This is a genomic window from Streptomyces sp. ICBB 8177, from assembly GCF_003144095.1.
Classification (GTDB): Bacteria; Actinomycetota; Actinomycetes; order Streptomycetales; family Streptomycetaceae; genus Streptantibioticus_D.
Genome location: NZ_NSKH01000004.1, coordinates 290,060 through 306,460, shown reverse-complemented (window position 1 = coordinate 306,460; position 16,401 = coordinate 290,060). Strand labels below are relative to the sequence as shown.

Annotated in this window: 15 protein-coding genes; 5 read left to right on the top strand and 10 right to left on the bottom strand. The window is 71.8% G+C overall.

Going from position 1 to position 16,401, the window contains the following annotated elements:
- Positions 1 to 121 precede the first annotated feature (121 nt).
- The 3 genes from CK485_RS07035 to CK485_RS07025 form a co-directional block, all read right to left on the bottom strand.
- On the bottom strand, positions 122 to 799 hold the full coding sequence (locus tag CK485_RS07035) for a LysM peptidoglycan-binding domain-containing protein (RefSeq protein ID WP_109448119.1): 678 nt from the start codon (positions 797 to 799) through the stop codon (positions 122 to 124).
- 365 nt (positions 800 to 1,164) lie between these two features.
- Positions 1,165 to 2,322 carry a low temperature requirement protein A gene (locus tag CK485_RS07030; RefSeq protein ID WP_158288177.1) on the bottom strand — a complete coding sequence of 386 codons (1,158 nt, stop codon included), beginning with the start codon at positions 2,320 to 2,322 and terminating at the stop codon, positions 1,165 to 1,167.
- A complete protein-coding gene (locus CK485_RS07025) occupies positions 2,319 to 2,759 on the bottom strand; it encodes a protein-tyrosine phosphatase family protein (RefSeq protein ID WP_109448115.1) in 441 nt (146 codons plus the stop codon). Before CK485_RS07025 ends, CK485_RS07030 begins: the two co-directional genes overlap by 4 nt.
- 130 nt (positions 2,760 to 2,889) lie before the next feature.
- Here CK485_RS07025 and CK485_RS07020 point away from each other — a divergent pair, with 130 nt between their 5' ends.
- The 3 genes from CK485_RS07020 (at position 2,890) to CK485_RS07010 (ending at position 6,194) form a co-directional block, all read left to right on the top strand.
- Positions 2,890 to 4,236, top strand: coding sequence for a S53 family peptidase (locus CK485_RS07020; protein WP_241968190.1), 1,347 nt, complete (start codon positions 2,890 to 2,892; stop codon positions 4,234 to 4,236).
- 135 nt (positions 4,237 to 4,371) lie between these two features.
- A complete protein-coding gene (locus CK485_RS07015) occupies positions 4,372 to 5,265 on the top strand; it encodes a 2-dehydropantoate 2-reductase (protein WP_241968189.1) in 894 nt (297 codons plus the stop codon).
- On the top strand, positions 5,262 to 6,194 hold the full coding sequence (locus tag CK485_RS07010) for a nitrilase-related carbon-nitrogen hydrolase (RefSeq protein ID WP_109448109.1): 933 nt from the start codon (positions 5,262 to 5,264) through the stop codon (positions 6,192 to 6,194). Before CK485_RS07015 ends, CK485_RS07010 begins: the two co-directional genes overlap by 4 nt.
- Positions 6,195 to 6,267: 73 nt before the next feature.
- Here CK485_RS07010 and CK485_RS07005 read toward each other — a convergent pair whose 3' ends face one another.
- The 6 genes from CK485_RS07005 to CK485_RS06980 all read right to left on the bottom strand — a co-directional run bounded on the left by CK485_RS07005 (position 6,268) and on the right by CK485_RS06980 (position 12,546).
- Positions 6,268 to 6,792: a YbaK/EbsC family protein gene (locus tag CK485_RS07005; RefSeq protein ID WP_241968188.1), complete on the bottom strand. Its 525-nt coding sequence runs from the start codon at positions 6,790 to 6,792 to the stop codon at positions 6,268 to 6,270.
- Positions 6,783 to 7,592, bottom strand: a complete 810-nt coding sequence (locus CK485_RS07000) for a hypothetical protein (RefSeq protein WP_146214494.1) — start codon at positions 7,590 to 7,592, stop codon at positions 6,783 to 6,785. Before CK485_RS07000 ends, CK485_RS07005 begins: the two co-directional genes overlap by 10 nt.
- 11 nt (positions 7,593 to 7,603) lie before the next feature.
- Entirely contained in the window at positions 7,604 to 8,335 is a 732-nt protein-coding gene (locus tag CK485_RS06995; RefSeq protein WP_109448103.1) for a hypothetical protein, read from the bottom strand.
- Positions 8,336 to 8,342: 7 nt separating this feature from the next.
- Positions 8,343 to 9,629 carry an ATP-grasp domain-containing protein gene (locus tag CK485_RS06990; RefSeq protein WP_109448101.1) on the bottom strand — a complete coding sequence of 429 codons (1,287 nt, stop codon included), beginning with the start codon at positions 9,627 to 9,629 and terminating at the stop codon, positions 8,343 to 8,345.
- 3 nt (positions 9,630 to 9,632) lie between these two features.
- Positions 9,633 to 11,153, bottom strand: coding sequence for a PqqD family protein (locus CK485_RS06985; protein WP_241968187.1), 1,521 nt, complete (start codon positions 11,151 to 11,153; stop codon positions 9,633 to 9,635).
- Positions 11,154 to 11,520: 367 nt separating this feature from the next.
- Positions 11,521 to 12,546: a LysR family transcriptional regulator gene (locus tag CK485_RS06980; protein WP_109448099.1), complete on the bottom strand. Its 1,026-nt coding sequence runs from the start codon at positions 12,544 to 12,546 to the stop codon at positions 11,521 to 11,523.
- Positions 12,547 to 12,650: 104 nt separating this feature from the next.
- On the opposite strand from CK485_RS06980, the gene CK485_RS06975 reads away from it, so the two are divergent.
- A complete protein-coding gene (locus CK485_RS06975) occupies positions 12,651 to 13,601 on the top strand; it encodes an EamA family transporter (protein WP_109448097.1) in 951 nt (316 codons plus the stop codon).
- A 224-nt stretch (positions 13,602 to 13,825) separates the two neighbouring features.
- Entirely contained in the window at positions 13,826 to 14,794 is a 969-nt protein-coding gene (locus tag CK485_RS06970; RefSeq protein ID WP_109448518.1) for a serine hydrolase, read from the top strand.
- Positions 14,795 to 14,938: 144 nt separating this feature from the next.
- On the opposite strand, the gene CK485_RS06965 is transcribed toward CK485_RS06970, so the two are convergent.
- A complete protein-coding gene (locus CK485_RS06965; RefSeq protein ID WP_199239266.1) occupies positions 14,939 to 16,333 on the bottom strand; it encodes a threonine/serine exporter family protein in 1,395 nt (464 codons plus the stop codon).
- Positions 16,334 to 16,401 lie beyond the last annotated feature (68 nt).

The window sequence follows — 16,401 nt, the reverse complement described above, 5'->3', positions numbered from 1 at the left end:
GTCGCCCGACAGCGTTGTCCCGCAAGGGAGTTGACGGCACGTCATCGCCGCGGCGCGGCACCCGGCCCGGGGGAGGGGGCAGGGTGCCGCGCCGCGGCGACGACCGTGTGCTGAGGCCGGTTTAGTACGGGCCGTTGACGTTGTCGATCGAGCCGTACACGTGGTACGCGTAGTTGCAGGCCGCGGTGATGTTGGCGACCGGGTCCGTCAGGTTCCACGACGTACCGGGGACGTGGTACGCGTTGAACGTCGGCTGGATGACCTGGAGCAGGCCCTCGGACGGGGTGCCCGCGGCGGCGTTGGAGTCCCAGTTGTTCACGGCGTTGGGGTTGCCGGACGACTCACGCATGATGTTGCGGTAGATGCCGTCGTAGGAGCCGGGGATGCCGTTCTGCTGCATGATCGCCAGCGCGTTGCGGATCCACCCGTCCAGGTTGTTCGGGTAGCTGACGGCCGAGGTGGTGTCGGCGACCGTGGTGGCGTTGATCGTGCCGGGCTTCGCCGCGGTGGTCTTCGCGGTGGCGGAGAGCTTCAGCACCTCGCCCGGCTTGATCAGGTAGGGGCTGGCGATGTGGTTGGCACCGGCCAGGGTCTTCCAGCCGCCGGGGACGTGCTCGTGCCTCGCGATGGAGGCGAGGGTGTCACCCGCCTTGACCGTGTAGGTGGTCGGGGTGGGAGTCGCGGCCTCGGCCGTTCCGGTCCCGACCGCGCAGGTCAGGGCGACGGCACCGGCGGCGACGGCGGAGCCGACGGCGGCCAGGCGGGTCCTGGAGAGGCGGTTGAAGGCAGAAATGGGCATGGAGCGGATCTCTTCCGGGGTTGGCTGACCGCAGTTGCCGGTTCCCTCGGCAAAAGAGCCCGCAATTCGTTTAGCGGGGCGCTGCGGCGGGGACATTCTTAGCCGCCGGAATTTCGCCAGACAATTGCCCTCATTACTAAGCCGTCTAGTGGTGAGGGCATTCCCATGCCGTCGTTCCCGGCCGGAATCCCAGAGATGTCAAGGCCAGGTAAGCCCACTAAAGCCCTTCGTAAGTGACGTGGGTCCTATGTCCGGCATCACATCTCAGACGGGAGGAAACGGACTAATGGGTGCGCGATGTTCAAGGTCACGGGAGTCGCGCGGGGTGGCGAAAGGTGAGGGCCGATAAACCCGCTTAACGCTGTTTACTGGGTCAAATCGGGCATCTTGCCGGGGTTGGGGACGGCTGCTGACGGGCCCGCCGTCCGTGCGTCGGCCAGCAACAGGCACACCAGGACCGCGGCGGCGAGCGCCAGGGCGGCCCAGCCCGCGCCCCACAGGGCGGCCGGCCCCGCCAGGCAGACCGCCGCCGCGCCCAGCAGGCGACTCACCGGCCAGCCGTCCGAGAGCGTGCGGCGGAAGCAGCCCAGGCCCAGAAGGTAGAGCGCGAGCCCGAGCGGGACGAACCACGCGGCGAGCCCGTGCGACGGCACGCCGAAGGAGTCGATGGCCTTCTGCATGCCGACGGAGGCGACGACGACGCCGAGGATCATCACGAGGTACGCGTAGCCGAAGGAGTACAGCGCCGTCCGGGGGCGACGCTTGGGCGGGACCGCTTCCAGCAGCCGTTCGCTGTCGCGTTCCTCGCGATCGAAGTACAGCCACCACATCGCGGCGCTCAGCGCCAGGGCGAGCAGGGAGCCCAGCAGCACCGGCGGCAGCCGGTCGGAGGAGGTGGCCGCGGAGCCCACCTCGGCGATGGACTCGCCGAGCAGGATGATCACGGCGAGTCCGTGCCGTTCCACGAAGTGCCCCACGCCGACGGTGAACCCGCCGATGCCCGCGATGAAGGGGGAGACCACCTGCAACACGCACGCGGCGCCGAGCAGCCACACCCGCTGCGGCACGGGCCCGGCACCCGCCGCCACCACGATCAGCGCGCTCGCCGCGTTGAGCGGCCCGAGCCGGGAGATCCCGAGCCGTCCCGAGGTGCCCAGGAAGCCGACGGTGTGGATCGTGACGACGGCCAGGTAGGCCAGCGCCAGGACCAGGCCCCAGGGGCCGGGTGCGAACGCGCGCGGGACCGCGAGGGACATCACGAAGAACGCGGCCATGCCGGTGAGCAGCAGCAGCCTGGGCCGGGTGCGTTCCAGGTCGAGGGAGTTGGTGAGCCAGGCGTAGCCGCCGTACATCCACCAGGTGATGGCGAGCAGCACCGTGACCCTGGCCAGGCCCTGACCGGTCGGGCGCACGGCGAGCGTCGAGGCGATCTGGGTGATCGCGAAGACGAAGACGAGGTCGAAGAAGAGCTCGAGCGGTCGCACGCTCTGCGCGGGGGCGGCCGGCACCGTGGGCGCCGTCACGTCGGGATTCCGCCGAAGCGCGCGACGTACCGCCGCTGCCACGGAGTCTCGACCGCGCGGCGGGAGTAGTGGGACCGCACGTACGCCACCGCGCACTGAGCCGGTACGCCGTCCAGGATCGCGAGGCAGGCCAGCGCGGTGCCGGTGCGGCCCCGTCCGCCGCCGCAGGCGACCTCCACGCGGTCCGTCACGGCCCGCTCCCATGCCTCGCGCAGCGCTTGCGAGGCCGCCGCGCGGTCGGAGGGCAACCGGAAATCCGGCCATCTGATCCAGCGGGACTCCCACGCCGTGGCGGGTGGCTCGTGCCCCAGGAGATACAGACCGAACGTGGGCGAAGGGCCTTCGGGCGGCGGTCGGCGCAGGCCCCGCCCGCGGACCAGCCGTCCTGACGGCAGCGGCAGTACGCCCGCCGTGGCGGGGTTCCAGGGCGTGGTCACGAGCTGAGCCTATCGAGTGTGTGCGGAGGAAGTTGACGGAATTGCGGCGGGTGCGGCGGTGGCGGATGTGATGCGATGAGGCGGCCGGTGATCGAGTCGTTCGTCCGTTGAGAGGAATGTGGGGATTGTCATGAACCTGGCCTCACGAGGTAGATCCCTGCCGCTGATGGCGGCAGGCGTGCTGTGCGCCGCGCTGGGTCTGTTCCCGGCCGCCGAGGCGGGCGCCGCCACGGCACCCGCCCCCGTGCCGCACGCGGGCGCCGGTGGCGCGCACCCCGTGCGGAACCCCTCGGCGGTCGTGGCGTCCTCCGCCGCGGACTCCGACCCGGTGTTCACCGCGCCGGTCAGCACCAGCCAGTGCCGCAAGCAGATCGCCCGGGGCTGCTACTCCCCTCTTCAGTACCGCACCGCCTACGACCTCGACCCCCTCTACAAGCAGGGGATCACCGGCCGGGGCCGGACCATCGTGATCGCCGACTCGTACGGCTCCCCGACCATCCAGCACGACCTCGACGTCTTCGACCACCAGTGGGGCCTGCCCAACACCACGGTCGACGTGGTCAAGTGGGGCGACGTGCCGAAGTTCGACCCCAAGAACTCCGACATGACCGGCTGGGCCGGCGAGACCACCCTCGACGTGGAGGCCGCCCACGCCGTCGCGCCCGGCGCCCGCATCGTGCTGGTGGAGACCGCGGTCTCCGAGACCGAGGGCGACGTCGGCGTGCCGGAGATGATGAGCGCGATCAACCACCTGGTCGACCAGGGGACCGGTGACGTCGTCTCGATGAGCTGGGCCACCAGCGAGGCGCAGTTCCCCGGCTTCAGCCAGGGCGACTACGCCGCGCTGACCTCCCAGCGGTACGCGTTCGTCAACGCCGCCCGGCACGGCGTCACCCTCACCGCCAGCTCCGGCGACGGCGGCGGCGACGCCAAGCGCCTCGACGCGGCCTGGCCCGCCGGCGACCCGCTGGTCACCGCGATCGGCGGCACCGAACTGCACCTGAACGACCAGGGCCGACGCACCGCGCCGGACAGCGCATGGTCGGGCAGTGGCGGCGAGCGGTCCAAGGTCTTCGCCCGTCCCTCCTACCAGGACCCGGTCCGCGCGGTCGTCGGCACCCACCGCGGGACACCTGACATCAGCATGGCAGCCTCCACCGACGGCGCGATGTGGATGTACTCCAGCTTCGACCCCGCCAACGTCGGCTGGACCGCCGACGGCGCGGGCACCAGCGAGGCGTCCCCGCTCTTCGCCGCCGTGGTGGCGCTCGCCGACCAGGCCGCAGGCCACCGCCTCGGCCAGATCGACGACGACCTCTACCGGCTCCAGGGCCGTGCCCACAGCGGACTGGTGGACGTCACCACCGGGCGCACCGGGAGCGCGGGATTCCCCGCCACCCGCGGCTACGACCAGGCCACCGGTCTCGGCACGGTGGACGCGGCGGTCCTGGTACACGCCCTGGCCCACCGCCCCTGAAACGACCGCACCACGGTCCGATCCCGAACGACCGGACCATGATCCGCCAACGCCCCACCCGGGCCCCCGCGTTGTGGCAGGGTGGGGCGTCGGCGGGCCCGAACGGAGGACCGCGAAGCCCAGGAGGGACACACGGTGGCAGCGACAGTGGCGGTGCTCGGCCCGGGCGGGGTCGGGGGATTGCTGGCGGGCCTGCTGGCCCGGGCCGGGCACCGGGTGGTGTGCCTGGCCGGTGACGACACGGCCGAGGCGCTGCGCAAGGACGGCATCACCGTGCACAGCGCGGCGCACGGGGACTTCACCACGCCCGTCGAGGCGGACACCGTGCTGCGCGGGACGCCGGACGTCGTCCTGGTCACCGTGAAGCAGACCGCCCTGGCGAGCGCGATGGAGCGCGTCCCGCCCGCACTGGTGGGCCCGGACACGGTGATCGTCCCGCTGCTCAACGGCGTCGAGCACATGGACCTCCTGCGCGAGCGCCACCCCGGAGCCCATGTGGTCGGTGCCACGATCCGCGTGGAGTCGACCCGTACCGCCCCGGGCGTCATCGAGCACGGCACCCCCTTCACCGCGCTGCGGCTCGCCTGCGCGACTCCGGAGCCCGCCGCGCTGACGGAGCTGGCCGAGTCGTTGCGCGGCGGCGGCGCCGAAGTCGTGATCGGCGGCGACGAGAAGGCCGCACTGTGGGACAAACTGGCCGTACTCGCTCCGTTCGCCCTGCTCACCACGTACTTCGGCACGCCGGTCGGCGAGGTCCGCACGACGCACCGGCAGCGGATGCTCGGCGTCGTCGAGGAGGTGACCGCTGTGGCGCGGGCTGCGGGGGCCACCGTCACCACCGACGCCGTCGTCGCGTTCTTCGACAGCGTGCCCGAGACCATGAAGTCCTCGATGCAGCGTGACGTCGAGGCGGGACGCCCCACCGAACTCGACGCGATCGGCGGCGCCGTGCTGCGCGCGGCCGAGCGGCACGGCGTCCCGGTACCCGACACGACCGCCCTGGTCGAAGCGCTGCGGGGACGCGGATGACCCGGCTGACCGCCGCCGTCGTCCAGGCCGGCTCCCACCTGTTCGACACCGCGCGCAGTCTCGCCAAGGCCCGCGAACTGGTCCGGGAGGCGGCCGCCGCGGGGGCCCGGGTCGTCGTCCTGCCGGAGGCCTTCCTCGGCGGCTACCCCAAGGGCCTGGACTTCGGCGTCACCGTGGGCGCCCGCTCGGCGCCCGGCCGGGAGGAGTACCGCCGCTACTACGACGCCGCGATCGACGTGCCCGGCCCGCAGACCGCCGAACTGGGCGATCTTGCCGCCGAGTTGGGCATCCACCTGGTCGTCGGGGCCGTCGAGCGCGGCGGCGCCACGCTGTACTGCACCGCGCTCTTCCTCGGCCGCGACGGCACCCTCCTGGGCAAACACCGCAAGCTCATGCCGACCGGTGCGGAACGGCTGATCTGGGGCTTCGGCGACGGCTCCACCATGCCCTCGGTCGACACCGGCGACGTCCGGCTCGGCGCGGCGATCTGCTGGGAGAACTACATGCCGATGTTCCGCACGGCGATGTACGCCAAGGGCGTCGACCTGTGGTGCGCCCCCACGGTCGACGACCGCGCCGTGTGGCAGGCCACGATGACCCACGTGGCGCTCGAGGGCCGCTGCTTCGTGCTCAGCGCCTGCCAGTACCTGCTGCGCTCCGACCTGCCCGGTGACGTCCATCCCGTGCAGGGCGACGACCCGGGCACGGTGCTGATCGACGGCGGCAGCGTCATCGTCTCACCGCTGGGCGAGGTGCTGGCCGGGCCCTTGCGGGACGGCGAGGGCGTCCTGACCGCCGAGCTGGACTTGGCCGAACTCGCTCGCGCGCGCTTCGACTTCGACGCCACCGGCCACTACGCGAGGCCTGACGTCTTCAGCCTCCTCGTGGACGACCGCGCCAAGCCCGCGGCGCGCCCGGCCGTGCCGTAGCCGAAGCCGGCCGACGCCAGCGGGGCCGCGCCGTTCACCACGGCACGGCCCCGCTCACGACGCGTTCCGCGAGTCAGGCCGCCGCTTCCTCGGCGATGCGCTCCACCCGCGGGGAGGCCGCCTTCACGTAGTCCCCGGTGTCGAGGGACAGCGACAGGTGCAGCTCACCGGCGTTGAAGAACATCCGCGGGTGCTCCAGCAGCGCGGGGTCGACGACCAGTTCCAGCGCCGCCGGGTCGAACGAGAACGGCACGATGGAGCCGCTCACCGAGCCCGACAGCCGCTCGGCGGTCTCCTGTTCCACGAACGAGACGTGCTTGGCCTGCCACAACTCGCGGATCCGGCCCAGGTCGACCCTGCGGTCCCCGGGCACCACGGCCAGCACGTAGTGCGAGGTCTTCTTGGTCACCTTCACACGTGCCACCACGCACTTGGCCGCCTGCGACAGCGCGTTGCCGCGCAATCGGCTGACCACGTCGGTACGCCCCTCCGGCTCGTGCTCGATCACCTCGTACGCGGCGCCGTTGCGGTCCAGCAGCGCCACCAGCCGGTCGAAGACCCGGTCCGATGCCGCCTCGTCCTGCACTGTCATCCCCATACCACCGCCTTTTCGAGTCCCTCGTCCAGGCCGAGGAAGAATCCCATGGTGAGCCGGTCCGAGCCGTGCACGCGCTCGATGGAGTGATAGCGGGTGGGGTTTATCAGATACACGTCCCCGGTGCGCGGCTTGAATTCGTGGCACGCCACGCCTTCCACCACGGCCTCGTCGTAACCGAGGCCGCCGGGGATCTTGTGCACCTCGTCCACCGGCTTCCACTCCTTCTGGTACATGCGCAACTCGCCGCCCTCGTCGCACTCCTGGAGGCACACCACGCAGCTTAGTTGGAAGGCCTGGTCGGCGAGGACGATCCCGCTCCCGGCCGCGTCGCGCATGATGTTGTCGTTGTGCAGCGGGTTGCGCACGCCGTCCGCGTGGATGCGCACCACCGAGGGGGAGTAGCGGCGCCCGTCCGGCTCGGCGGCCGGCTCCAGCGAACGCAAGGAGAACGCCTCCCGCAGCGCGCCGCGCACCTGGGCGTCCAGGTCGAAGTCCACCCCGGCGAGCATCGCCATGGCGGCCTCCGCGTCCGGGTAGTACTCCTCGACCCGGTCCAGGTACTTCGCCAGGTAGGGGCCGACCGTGGTCAGCGCGCCGTTGACGTACTGCGTGGTGGACGCGTTGGCCAGCAGCTTGCCGATCCGGTCGCGGTTGACCGCGAACGCCTCGGCGGGCAGCAGGCCGCGCAGGACGACCACGGCGGTCTCGCCATGGGCCAGCCGGCCCAGGAGCGCGGGGTCGGGGCGGTTGACGGCCGCGTCGTCGACGACGACACGGGTCCACGTTTCGGCGGACGCCATGGTGTTCTCCTTCACGAGAGTACGGGGTCGGTGGCGGGTGCGAGCGGGACGCGCAGCACGAGGCCGGGTTCGAGCGGCTGCCACCGCTCGGGCGGCGCCAGCGACGGGACCACCTCGGAGGCGACGACCCGGAACCGCTCGGTGGTGACGGTGTGCATGCGGAAGTAGCGCTGCGCCGCGGTGCCCGGGGTCGTCCAGTGGATGACGTAGGCGTGGTCCGGGTTGACCGCGATGGCGTTGCCGGAGCTGCCACCGGGTGGAATGGCCGCCAGTCGACGTAGAGTTGACGCCTCGTCAAGCTCCTGAACACCCTGTGGCACGATGTAGTCGAAGTACTCGCCGGAGTCGAACTCCGACTCCGCCATCCCCAGCAGTTGGTGGACGGTGGGCAGGAACCCGTTGTGCATGAAGTACCACGGGTACTCGCCGCCGCGCTCCAGCGGATGGGTGCAGCGCAGGCCCTGGTTGCGCGGCAGGGTGGCGTGCCGGGCGTGGACGGCGAGGAAGTCCGTCTCCACCCCCCTGATCGGGGAGTCCTCGGCGCTCTCGCCCAGCGGTCGGACGTCGCGGTGGACGGCGATGCCGTGCGGCGCGTCGTGCTGCCGCCACACCGCCCCCCAGCCGTTGGGGTGGACGTTCGTCGGGCCGTCGTGGTCGGCGGTGCGGCCGCAGCTCATGTCGACGGCGGCGTCCAGGATGTCGCCCGCGTCGAACCGCCCGGTGGCCAGGATGAGTCGGCACATGTGGGGGTCAACCTCGCAGTCGTGGGGAGACGATCGGCCGCAGGAGCGACTGGACGTGGGCGCAGCTCTCGCCCGCGACGACCACCCGCCCGAGCGAGCCGGTGTGCCGGGCCAGGTCGGAGGCGAGCACCTCGCGGTCGGCCGCCGACAGCGCCCTGGTGCCGGGCGGCGGCGCCGCGCGCAGCACCTCGACCTCGTGGCCGCGCGCGGCCAGTTCGTCGCCTGCCTCCAGCTCCCGCCGGGACACCGCCGCGATCTGGCCGACGGCACGTTCCCGGGCGGGGGAGAGGACGGGCGGGCGGCCGTCGAGGTGGACGGCGAAGACCGCCTCCGCCCACGAGTCGCCGGTCGCGCGTTCCACCAGGCCCACCAGACCGCCGCCGGAGAGCCTGAACCCCATCTCCACGAAGACCGGTCCGGCCTCGCCCTGGATGACGTCCACGTGGAAGGGGCCCTCGCGGTAGCCGACCGCGTCCAGGCAGCGGGCGGTCATCTCGCGCAGCCCCTCCTCCGCGGTGTCACCGTGCCGGGCGAGGTGGCCGACTTCCCGGAAGCCGGACAGCCCGGGGGCGTCCGGCACCTCCTCCAGCGTGGTCAGCTTCTCGCAGACACTGAGCAGATGGGGCCGCCCGTCGTGCGCGACGCCCTGCACGGACAACTCAGGGCCCTTGACGAACTCCTCCGCCAGGACCGAACCGAACGCGCCGCCACCGTAGTTGCGCATGCCGCGGACCAAGTCCGCCGCGTGCGCCCGCTGTTCCGGGTCGTCCACCAGCACGACCCCGAGGCCACCGCCGCCGTCCGAGGGCTTGACCACCTGCGGGTAGCCGAGGTCGTCCGGTGGGCCGTCGGGGGTGAGGACGGCGAACCGGGGCTGGGCGACCACGGCACCGGCGGCGCGCAGGGCCTCGCGCTGCTCACGCTTGTCCGGCGGGCGGAACGCCTCGCCCACCGCGGGCCACGGTGCCGCGCCGACCGCGCGGGCCACCGCGAACCCGGCGTACACATACCGTTCGAAGCCGGTGAGCACCAGCCGGGGCGCCACCCCCGCAGCGGCCAGCGCCGCCGTGACGGCGCTCTCGTCCTGCGGCCGCTCGACCGCGACTTCCAGGTCGAAGGGCCTGCGACCCAGCATCCTGCGCCAGCGCAGGTACGCGGGCGTCTCCACGAGCACCGCCCGCATGCCGCGGTCGCGCGCCTGGTCCAGGTACGGGTCGAGCCCGTCCCGGGTCGCGCCGAGCTGGACGAAGTCGTCCCCGGCGCGCCGTGCGAAGTCCTTGCCAGTAGGTGTCACGTGTCACCGGCCGGACAGCAGCTCGGGCACCAGCGGTCCGTCCGCGGAGTGGCGGGTGGAGATGACCTCCTTGTGCGGGTCGCCCTCCAGGATCGAGTCGATCAGCTCGCCCTGGTCCGCGCCGGCCGTCGCCGACGTGACACGCAGCGAACCCCGGTACAGCACACGGAGTTGACCGAGCGTCAGGCCGGTCGCCGACTCCAGGCGGCGGCTCAGGTCCGCGTCGCCCTCGTCCCCCTCGGCACCGTCGAGCAGCGCGTGCATCCGAGGCGCGGCCTCGGCCAGGTCGGGCTGCTCGGCGCGCAGATACTCCTCCAGGCCCGCGCCCTTCTCGGTGAACGGCGCGTACACCATGGCCACCAACTGCTCCTCGGTGAGACCGTAGGCGTCCAGCGCGTACGCGTCCATGGCGCCCCGCATGCGGTCGGCGGAGCCCTCGTACCGCTCGCGCATCACGTCCACCAGCTGCGGCGGGAACTCCTTCTTGCCCATCAGCGAGATGGCGAACCGCACGTATTCGTCGAGCCCGTCCGCGTAGGTGCGGCCGTAGCGGCGCTCGCACTTGAGCGCGCGCAGGTGCGCCATGAGCGCGGGGTTGCCGCAGTCGGACTCGGTGAAACTGAAGGCGATGTCGTCGAAGCGGAAGCCGAGGTACTCCGTCAGCAGCTCCCAGTGGTCACCGGAGGCGTAGGCGGTGTCGTCGTAGATGGAGAAGAACCGCAGGCCCTCGCGCACGTCGGTGGTGATGGCGTGGTCCGCGATCACACCGGAGGCGTCGGAGCCGTGGATGTCGGCGAAGTAGGCCTGCGAGATGTTGTCCAGCGCGGTCAGGAAGCCCTTGAAGCCGGAGCGCTGGTCGCGGGGAGGCTGGAGGCCGAAGCGCTTGGCCAGCCGGGACACCCACAGGTAGTAGTCGCGCTGCTCGCGCTGGGAGTCCCCGGTGATGATCAGGTCGACGCCGCCGTCGTGTCCGGCCGCCAGGCCGAAGGAGTTGACCATGCTGAGGTTGCAGGCGTTGCAGAACGTGGGCCGGGCGTCGGCGGCCGTGCGGTGGCCGGTCATCAGGATGTCGACCCGGTTGCGCTCCACCACGTCCGTGTCCTGCGGCACGTCCACGTCGAAGGGGCGCACCCGGCGGCCGTCGATGAGCAGCAGCTCGCAGGCGGGGTCCTCGGCCAGGCGCAGCGCACCGTAGACGCGGTCGATGTTCTCCATCACCGTCCGCGGCATGCCCGCGTGCCGGTTGGTCGCCACCCGCATCCGGAAGGTGGTGCCGTGCAGCTGGAAGAGGACCAGCTGCATGGCCCGCACGAACGTGAGGGTGTAGGAGCTGTCCTTGCCGCCGCCGTACGCGACCAGCACGACGCTGCTGCCCAGCGGCCGGTCGTCGGGCAGCGCGTCGTGCAGCCGCATCGCGCAGCGCACGGCGCCCTCGTAGTTCTGCGTGGACAGCACGGCGCGTAACTCACGCAGCGCGCTGGAGCGCAGTTCACTGATATCCGCGGAAACGCCGGGTGATGACACGGCAGAAGGCATGGTGGGGTGACCCTTTCGGAAAGGCGGATGTCTGGTGTCGGGCATCACGGTGCCCATCACGGACGGACACCGGAGATTCGCGTCGTTTCGGGCATGGCGGACGTCGCCGTGCTTTCGGCGGCCCAGCCCGTGGAAAAGCGGAACGATCCCCTTCGGCCGTCGGACGACGACACACCGGGGAACCGTCGCCGCGGCTGTTCAACTGCGCAAAGACGCTACAAGAGCGCGGACCGGTCCACGGCAGGCGGGACTATCCGCGACAACACGCGAAACGTCGGTCGCGAGAAAAGGACATGAGCGATGCGGCCCCCCGTCGAGATTCCCCCGGCCCCGCCTACCACCCGGGGCTCGCGCTTCAATCTCCAGGAGCGGGCGGGACGGTGTCAACCGCCCCGTGCGGTTTGGCTGATACCGGGTTGGCCGAATGCGCGCGGTTCACCGGCCGCCCGGTTTCCGCATCGAAGGAAGGGGCTTGGGGCGAGGTCGCGGCGCCCCAATGGCGACGCAAGGCGTCGAGCACCGCGCGCACGGCGGGCCGCCGTTCGGCCTGCCCACGCCACGTGACGGACACCTGGCGCGACGGCGCCGGACGCATCGGCACCGCGCGGATCCCGGCGGGCAGCGGCCGGCGACCGAGTCGCGGCAACACCGCCACTCCCAACCCGGCCGCGAGCAGCGCCACTTGCGACTCGTGCTCCTCCACCTGGTAGGCGATGTCCGGCCGCGCGCCGCAGCCGGCGAAGGTTCGGGTCAGCCACTCGTGGCACATCGCGCCGGGACCCTGGCTGATCCACCGCTCACCCACCAGGTCCGAGGGTGTCAGGGTCTCCCGGTCCGCCAGTGGATGCCCGGCGGGCAGCACCACGTCGGCGACGTCCTCACCGAGCGGCGAGACGGACAGCGACCCGGGCAGCACCAGGGGGGTGTTGTGCCAGTCGTGGACCACGGCGACGTCCGCCTCGCCCCTGACCACGTGGGCGGTCGAGCGGCTGGGGTCCAACTCGACCAGGCGGCAGTCCAGTTCGGCGTACCGCCCGGACAGCTCCGCGACGGCGGCGGCGACGAAGCCGCGGCACGCGGTGGGGAACGCCGCTAGCACCAACCGGCCGGTCGGCACGCCCCGGCTGTCCTCCAGCCGCGCCTGCGCGCGCTCCAGCACGGCCGCGACCTGATCGGCCGCCTCCACCAGCAACCAGGCGGCCGGCGTCAACTCCGCCCCACTGCCCTTGCGTTCCAGCAGCTCGGTGCGCACCTCGCGCTCCAGCTTGGCGATCTGCTGGGAGACGGCCGAGGGGGTGTAGCCCAAGGCGCCGGCGGCGCGGGCCATGGAGCCGTGCTCCGCGATGGCCTTCAGGGCGCTGAGCCGGCTGAGATCGAGCATGAAGCCATGCTAATCCCCGCCCTTCAGGGATGGTCGCTGGCCGGGACGTCCCGGGTGTTGATTTCATGGTCCACGCATGTGAAGCGCGCTCAGGAAGGTCCCGTATGAAGCCCGCCCATGTCGCTCTCGCTGTTGTGGTGGCTGCTGTGTGGGGCGTGAACTTCGTCGTCATCGACGTAGGACTGAGCGACTTCCCTCCGCTGCTGTTCTCCGCCGTGCGCTTCACTCTCGCCGCTGTGCCCGCCGTGTTCTTCGTGGGGCGGCCCCGGGTGGCCTGGCGCTGGGTGCTCGCGGTGGGAATCGCGCTCGGCGTGCTGAAGTTCGGATTCCTTTTCATGGGAATGGACTCCGGAATGCCCTCCGGAATGGCCTCTCTGGTGCTCCAGGGGCAGGCGGTGTTCACCCTGTTGTTCGCGGCGTTGCTGCTGCGCGAGAGGCCGCGCAGGGCGCAGGTGGCCGGAATGGTGATGGCGACCGCGGGAATCGTGGTGGCCGGAACGGATTCCGGTGCGGCGGGACCGCTCGGCCCGTTCCTGATGGTGGTCGCCGCCGCCGCGTTCTGGGGCGTCTCCAACATCGCGATGCGCAAGGCGAGTCCGCCGGACATGTTCCGCTTCATGGTCTGGGTGAGCGTGGTCCCGCCCATTCCGCTGGCGCTGATCTCCGTCCCGTACGAGGGCTGGCACAAGGACATCACCGCGCTGCGCGACATCTCCTGGGGCGGGGCCGGCGCCGCCCTTTACGTGGCATGGGGCGCGACCCTCTTCGGCTTCGGCGTGTGGGGCTTCCTGCTGCGCACCTACGACTCGCCCACCGTCGCCCCGTTCTCGCTCCTCGTACCGGTCTTCGGGCTCGCCGCCGCCTGGGTCTTCCAGGGGGAGCGGATGACGCTGACGACGTCGTTCGCCGCCGCGCTGGTGGTCGTGGGCATCGCCGTCGGCATGCTGCGCCCCGGCAGCGTGCCGTTCCTTCGGCGTGGCGCACCGGTGCCCGCCGCGGCAGCCGTGGGCGTACCCGCGACGACGCCCGCCGCCGAGGACGCGCCCGCCGCCTGAGGGCGCGCCGGTAGCCCGCGGGCGTGGCGGTCGCCTGAGGGCGTGCGGTGCGGTGCGGGTGCGTCCTCCGCCACGTCCGGCAGCCGTACGGAAACGCACGCGTGACCCTTTGGGGCGGGATCTTCCCGGAGAGCCGCACCGCGCCGCCTTCTCGTGCATCGTGGGTACGTGCGCCGCACGTCCCAAGCGGCCCTTGTCCACAGGAGGTTGGAGTCCCCATGCCCATGAAGGCCAGCCCGCCCCAACGCCTGCGCCGCGGCTGCGCGGTCGCCCTGACCTCGGGCGCCGTCCTGATCAGCGGTACGCTCGCCACCTCGGCGCAAGCCGCACCGGCGCGAGCGACGCCGATTCGGTCCGTCCCGGCGAAGGCAGTAGTGAGGAAGGTCGCGGTGGCGAAGCCCGCGACCGCGAAGGCGCCCTCCATCGTGGCGAAGGGCGGCTACGTGATGAACGACGCCACGGGCCGGGCCCTGTTCGCCAAGGCCGCCGACACCCGTCGCTCCACCGGTTCCACCACGAAGATCATGACGGCCCGGGTGGTGCTCGCCGGCAAGAACCTCGACCTGAACGCCAAGGTGACGATCCAGAAGGCCTACAGCGACTACATCGTCGCCAAGAACGCCTCGTCCGCCCACCTGATCGTCGGCGACAAGGTCACCGTCCGCCAACTGCTGTACGGCATGCTGCTGCCCTCGGGCTGCGACGCCGCCTACGCCCTCGCCGACACTTTCGGCAGCGGCACCACACGGGCCGCGCGCGTGGCGTCGTTCATCGCGCGGATGAACGCCACCGCCAAGAGCCTCGGACTGCGCGACACCCACTTCGACTCGTTCGACGGCATAGGCAACGGCGCCAACTACTCCACGCCGCACGACCTGTCCGTGCTCGCGGCGAGCGCGATGCGCTACAGCACGTTCCGCGCCATCGTGGACACCAAGGCGACCCGTCAGACGGTCACCACGAAGTCGGGCGGCTACCGCTACATGGACTGGAGCAACACCGACAACCTGCTCACGGCCTACCCCGGCACCATCGGAGTCAAGACCGGCTCGGGTCCGGAAGCCGGGTACTGCCTGGTCTTCGCGGCCGTACGCGACGGCAGGACGCTCATCGGGGCGGTGCTGGACTCCACGACGGAGGCCACCCGCACCACGGACGCGGAGAAGCTGCTGAACTACGGCTTCAGCCGCTAGGACGACACACCGTGCGCCCGGCCGCCGCGAACACCGGCGGCCGGGCGCACGGACACGCTCGCGCGGGCGAAGGCGGCCAGGTCGAGAGACACACGCAGGCGGCCGGGCGAGAGGCAGACCTGGGTGGCCGGGGAAGAGGCACGCCTACCCCTGCACCGCCTGACCCGTGCCCGTGCCCGGGTCGCCGCCCGCCGGGCTCGTCTCGACTCCGGCCAGCGCGGGCAGCCGGTGCGCGTGCCCGTGGCGCCAGCGGTGACCGCGGGCGGTGCGCCGGCTGCGCAGATGGCCCAACTCGCGCCGCAACGTGGGCGCGAGCAACGGGCCCAGCACCACGCCGCCGCCGAGCGCCAGCGCGATCCCGCTTGCCGTCACCAGCGAGGCCACGCCCGGCGTGTACAGGCCGGTGCTCAGGTCGACGAAGCCGCGGTACAACGAGAGCCCCGGCACCAGAGGGAAGATCCCCGCCATCACGATGACCAGCGGCGGCACCCGAAGGCTGCGGGCACACAGCGCCCCGGCCAGCCCGATGCCGAGCGCGGCGGCGAACGACGCCGCGACCGTGCTCGCCCCGAACATCGACGCCACCAGGTACAGCAGCGATCCGGCCGCCCCGGCCGCACCCGCCGCAAGCGCCGCCCGCGCCGGTGCGTAGTTGGCGACCGCCGCCGCCCCGGCGCCCAGCGTCCCGGCGATCACCCGGGTCGGCAGGCTGAGCAGCGGTACCGGGAGGTTCGGCGTGACCCGCACGTCCACCCCCGCCAGCACACCGAAACGTACCGCGATCGTCACACCGACCAGCACGCCGATGGAGGACAGCAGGATCTCCACGCCCCTCGACGTCGCGGTCAGCAGGTAGCCGGTGATGGCGTCCTGCACGGTGCCGACCGTGGCCAGCCCGGACAGCAGCACCGCGATGCTCGCCGCGACGACCAGCGAGGGCGCCTGCCCAGCGGGCAACCGGCCCGCCGCGTCCAGGCAGACCGTCACCCCGGTGGCCAGCGCCGCGCCCACCACCTGCTGGAAGAGCAACGGCACCCGGTGGGTGTTGAGCACCCGCCCCACCCGGTCGATCAACGCCGTGGTCAGGCCCGCGAGCATCACGACCAGCGCGCCCGCGCCCAGCAGCAACGACATGCTGGCCGCCATGACCGCGAGTGACACGGTCGACACCCATCGCGGATACCGGTGACCGCCCCGCGACAACTCCACGAGCTGCGACTCCACCTCGTCCAGCGGCGGCTTCTCCGCGACGATACACTGCGCCAGGCGCGTCGCCTCGTACAGCCGGGTGTAGTCGGGCGAACGCGAGGTCACCAGCCACATGGCCGTCACCGGCGCCCCGGGCACGCCCCTGGGCACCGAGAGGGTGATGGCGTCCGCCGTGATGTTCACCTGTGCTTCCGGTACGCCGTAGGCCGCGGCGACCGCCAGCACCGAGTCGGCGACGTCGGCGCTGCCCGCCTGCCGGGCCAGCAGCGTCTCGCCCAGCCGCAGTGCCACGTCCAGGACCCGTCGTACCCGCTCCTCTGTCAAAGCCACGCCCGGTCGCGTGCCCGAGGGGCGCCGGACTATGCACACGGCGCTGCGTACCGCACGTCACACCACGT

Excerpts from the sequence above, each read along its gene's own strand:
- CK485_RS07010 (WP_109448109.1), top strand. The coding sequence starts at position 5,262 with ATGACCCGGCTGACCGCCGCCGTCGTCCAGGCCGGCTCCCACCTGTTC.
- CK485_RS06970 (WP_109448518.1), top strand. The coding sequence starts at position 13,826 with ATGAAGGCCAGCCCGCCCCAACGCCTGCGCCGCGGCTGCGCGGTCGCC.
- CK485_RS06980 (WP_109448099.1), bottom strand. The coding sequence starts at position 12,546 with ATGCTCGATCTCAGCCGGCTCAGCGCCCTGAAGGCCATCGCGGAGCAC.
- CK485_RS07005 (WP_241968188.1), bottom strand. The coding sequence starts at position 6,792 with ATGGGGATGACAGTGCAGGACGAGGCGGCATCGGACCGGGTCTTCGAC.
- CK485_RS07020 (WP_241968190.1), top strand. The coding sequence starts at position 2,890 with ATGAACCTGGCCTCACGAGGTAGATCCCTGCCGCTGATGGCGGCAGGC.
- CK485_RS06975 (WP_109448097.1), top strand. The coding sequence starts at position 12,651 with ATGAAGCCCGCCCATGTCGCTCTCGCTGTTGTGGTGGCTGCTGTGTGG.
- CK485_RS07035 (WP_109448119.1), bottom strand. The coding sequence starts at position 799 with ATGCCCATTTCTGCCTTCAACCGCCTCTCCAGGACCCGCCTGGCCGCC.
- CK485_RS06995 (WP_109448103.1), bottom strand. The coding sequence starts at position 8,335 with ATGTGCCGACTCATCCTGGCCACCGGGCGGTTCGACGCGGGCGACATC.
- CK485_RS07000 (WP_146214494.1), bottom strand. The coding sequence starts at position 7,592 with ATGGCGTCCGCCGAAACGTGGACCCGTGTCGTCGTCGACGACGCGGCC.